At 48.7% G+C, this 3,621-nt stretch carries 3 protein-coding genes and 1 pseudogene; 3 read left to right on the forward strand and 1 reads right to left on the reverse strand.

Going from position 1 to position 3,621, the window contains the following annotated elements:
- Positions 1-28 precede the first annotated feature (28 nt).
- Positions 29-856: an aldehyde dehydrogenase family protein gene (locus AC0QH1_RS29285; protein WP_324634976.1), complete on the reverse strand. Its 828-nt coding sequence runs from the start codon at positions 854-856 to the stop codon at positions 29-31.
- A 424-nt stretch (positions 857-1,280) separates the two neighbouring features.
- Between AC0QH1_RS29285 and AC0QH1_RS29290 the strand changes: the two genes are divergently transcribed.
- From AC0QH1_RS29290 to AC0QH1_RS29300, 3 genes and pseudogenes are all read left to right on the forward strand, one after another.
- Entirely contained in the window at positions 1,281-1,757 is a 477-nt protein-coding gene (locus AC0QH1_RS29290; protein ID WP_324634977.1) for a helix-turn-helix domain-containing protein, read from the forward strand.
- A 662-nt stretch (positions 1,758-2,419) separates the two neighbouring features.
- Entirely contained in the window at positions 2,420-2,905 is a 486-nt protein-coding gene (locus AC0QH1_RS29295; protein WP_324634978.1) for a GbsR/MarR family transcriptional regulator, read from the forward strand.
- A 184-nt stretch (positions 2,906-3,089) separates the two neighbouring features.
- Positions 3,090-3,621: pseudogene (locus AC0QH1_RS29300) on the forward strand (efflux transporter periplasmic adaptor subunit); the annotation flags it as partial.

The following is a 3,621-nucleotide window of genomic DNA, read 5'->3' on the forward strand; positions in this document are numbered from 1 at the left end:
CCATTTCCCCTGGCTCTCATCCCGACGCTCACCAAGCACGGGTAGAGCGCGGGGCTTCCCGCCGAGAAGCTAAACTAACCCGCTTGAGATTGCTTTGCGCCGCTGCTTCCATCACCAGGTGACCCACCTCAGTCGAACCGGTAAAAGCCACTTTATTAATATCCGGGTGACGCGCGATCGCCGCCCCAGCAGTCGGTCCGTAACCCAGTAAAATATTGACCACTCCTGACGGGAAACCGGCTTCTACAATTAACTCGCCCACTCCCAGAGCCGAGAGAGGTGTTTGTTCTGCAGTGTTCAGCTCAAGAGTATTGCCCGTTGCTAAAGCCGATGCTAGCTTCCACGCTTGCATTAACAAGGGGAAATTCCACGGAATAATTTGCCCGACCACGCCTACTGGTTCCTGTCGCGTATAGCAGAAATAAGGTTCGTTGATGGGAATGGTTTTACCATGTACTTTATCCGCCCAACCTGCATAATAACGATAGCAGGCGATCGCTAAAGTCAAATCCTTGTTTAAAAAATCGCTTAATGGCTTACCATTATCAAGAGTTTCCAATCGCGCCAGTTCTTCTTTATGCTCTTCCATCAAGTCTGCTAACTTGTAGAGCAATTCGCCGCGTTTGGTGGCTGACATTTTCGGCCAATCTCTGCTGGTAAACGCTCGGCGCGCTGCTTCCACTGCGCGATCGACATCAGCACTATCTGCTTTGGCTACATCGCAGATGACTTCCCCATTCGTAGGGTCGATGGTTTCAAATCTTTTGCCAGAAACGCTTTCTATCCACTCATTATTAATAAGCAGTTTGGTTGAACCAATATTTACAGCTTTTTCTGGTGTGGTAGCCACTACCATAGCTTTCCCCCCTATTTGTCTCTTCGGTTACTATTTTGTATTTAAAATATAGTGTTTTCAAGCCAAAATTGCCATTTTGAGCGAGTTTTAAAATATCTCTAACTAACTGTAGAGAATGTTCGCTCGATATTGTGAATTTTTGCCTATTTTTTTTATAAAAAATATCTTACCTTTGGAAGATTGACCCAAATTACCTTCGATGTTAAGCGAGCTTCTCAATCGCAACAGTCGTCCGTCGCGGGTTGAGACGAGCTATGGCTGGGGAAGATTTACACCATCCCCAAGTACCACCCGAGGGCACTGGGCAATAATTTCCCCCCGAGGAGGTCTCCAGTAGGAGACCAGGGGGAGTTTCTGGAAGGGGGTATTGCGGCGATCGCGCCTTTGGGGCTAAACTATTCCGATAGTCGGAATAGTTTTTTCTATGTTTGTTGGAACTACTGAAGCGGCGACTCTTTTGCAGGTTTGCGCTCGAAGAGTCCGAAGATGGTTAGAAGAAGGAAGGATCCAAGGAGCGCGGAAAATCGCCCGCGCTTGGGTCATTCCTCTCTATAAAGGACAACCCCGTGTAAAAAAGGGAACGCGCGGTCCAAAACCCCGCTGGGCAACCCAGCCGCACTGCGCGAATTACAACATTCACATCAATCGCCACAATATCGCGTACAACAAAAAGCACCAAACCACTGAAAAACCTGTGGTTTCGGTGAAACGCGGCTCTCGCAATTTGGCCAAGGGTTCCGAGGTGGAAATTCACGGCCCAAGTCGATTGGTTTATCAACCGAATAAGCCTCTCGATTGCGGGGCAACCGTTTGGATCGAAACTTTTGCAGAGCTAACGGTCTATGATGTGGAAGGAATGCCCATCGCCCTCGACCCTCGCTGGGTATTAGAGCCTGGATGAGCGAATTGAGCATGGAAAATTAGGCAATTGGCATTAGCCTAAAAGGGCTTTGGTCCCAATTTTTGGCCTCACCATCCACTGGTGTGCCTATATGACTCGTCTCAATCATTCTTGGAATGGAGGCGGGAAATTTCTGCTGCGCTTTCACCGAATTTTCCCCATCATCGAACACCGCAATATCGATTGCTTTATCGGTGCATAAAAATTTTGTCCCCAAGCCCAATCGAGAAAAATCAATTGCCCGCCACAGCATCCAGACATAATTTCACTCACATTAATTAACGGGAATTCAATTTTTATGGAAAATACTCACAGGAGTATTCCCTATCTTCGCTTGCCAAAAATACCCGTAAAACTAATGAATAAAATATTTTATCCCATTTTTCAAAAATTAATCCAATTTCCCGCAGGTACCTGTATCGCCGTGAGATTGCAAAGGGTGAACCTCCCTTTAATTAGGGAACTGTAGGGAACGAGAGGTATCGCCACCGAAAATCTTTACCATATTTCTGCCCATTTGTCAATAGCTACTCGAGCCACTTCTCCCGTTTGCTACTGCGATCGCCCCCACAACTGGCGCGACAATTTAGTTCGTTCAGAAAATACTGAACGTTTAAAACAATGCTAGAATTGAGAAAAGAGATAAAAAGACAATTCCCAGGATGTCTACCTTGAATAACGAACAGCGACAGTTTGAACTCAAACGTTTTGTGGAAGAAGTCGGGCTGTTATTCGAGTTGATGGGTTTACCGAGAATGGCAGGGCGGATATTGGGCTGGTTATTAATCGCCGATCCGCCACATCAGTCGCTTACCGAACTTGCCGAAGGGTTGCAAGCCAGCAAAGGGTCGATCAGCACCATGACTCGCTTGTTAATCCAAACAGGTATTGTCGAGCGACTCAGCTTGCCGGGAGAGCGTCGAGACTATTACTGCATCAAACTGGGTGCGTGGTCCGAACTAATCGAGCAACGAATCGCCCAGATTAAAGCCCTGCGGGAACTTGCCGAAAAAGGACTAGAACTACTGGAGGACAAAAAACCGGAGCATCGGCTCAGACTAGAAGAACTGCGGGATTTTCATGCGTTTTTCGAGCGAGAATTGCCGAGGTTGAGCGATCGCTGGGAAAAAGAACACCATAACCCCTAAACCCGGTTTTGAGCGCCACTTTAACAAACCCTTCCACAATCCTCCCGGCAAAAAACTGGCATGTCCCTAAATCTACCCATAACATAGCTTATCCCAAAACCGACCCCCTTTTTGAACTGTCGTTTGGGTGAAAACAGCGCAAAACATATTGGCTCATCTCCCACCACTTATCAGGAGGACGCCCATGCAACGGCAAACCACCGTAGAACAAGAAAAAGAACTACAAAAAAATAACAAACGACCCCCCCAGCCCGGGAAACCGCCCGAAAAAAAATCTAAATCCAAGCGGCGCAGGAAATCCATTGCGATCGCCTTCCTTGCGGTTGCATTATTAGGCATCGGCACCACCAGTTACTTTGCCCTGCAAAACGCCCAACCGAAAACCGACGAACTCGCCACCCTAACCGTCCCCGCAGACAACCAAAACCTCACCGTGCGGATTCAAGCCAGCGGTACCGTGCGCCCGATACAAAGCGTCAACCTTTCCCCGAAAACCGCAGGACGAATCGCCCAACTCTACGTCGAACAAGGCGATCGCGTAGAAGACGGACAAATCATCGCCAGCATGGAAAGCGACGATCTCAAAGCCCAAGTCATGCAAGCCAGAGCCAGAGTCGAGCGCGCCAGCGCCCAACTCGCCCAACTGCGCGCCGGTAATCGTCCGCAAGAAATTGCCCAAGCCCGCGCCCGCCTCGAACAAGCCCGCGCGCGAGTGA

The sequence above is a fragment of the Phormidium sp. CCY1219 genome (assembly GCF_055795085.1).

Coding starts and splice junctions, on each gene's coding strand:
- AC0QH1_RS29285 (WP_324634976.1), bottom strand. CDS start 856: ATGGTAGTGGCTACCACACCAGAAAAAGCTGTAAATATTGGTTCAACC.
- AC0QH1_RS29290 (WP_324634977.1), top strand. CDS start 1,281: ATGTTTGTTGGAACTACTGAAGCGGCGACTCTTTTGCAGGTTTGCGCT.
- AC0QH1_RS29295 (WP_324634978.1), top strand. CDS start 2,420: ATGTCTACCTTGAATAACGAACAGCGACAGTTTGAACTCAAACGTTTT.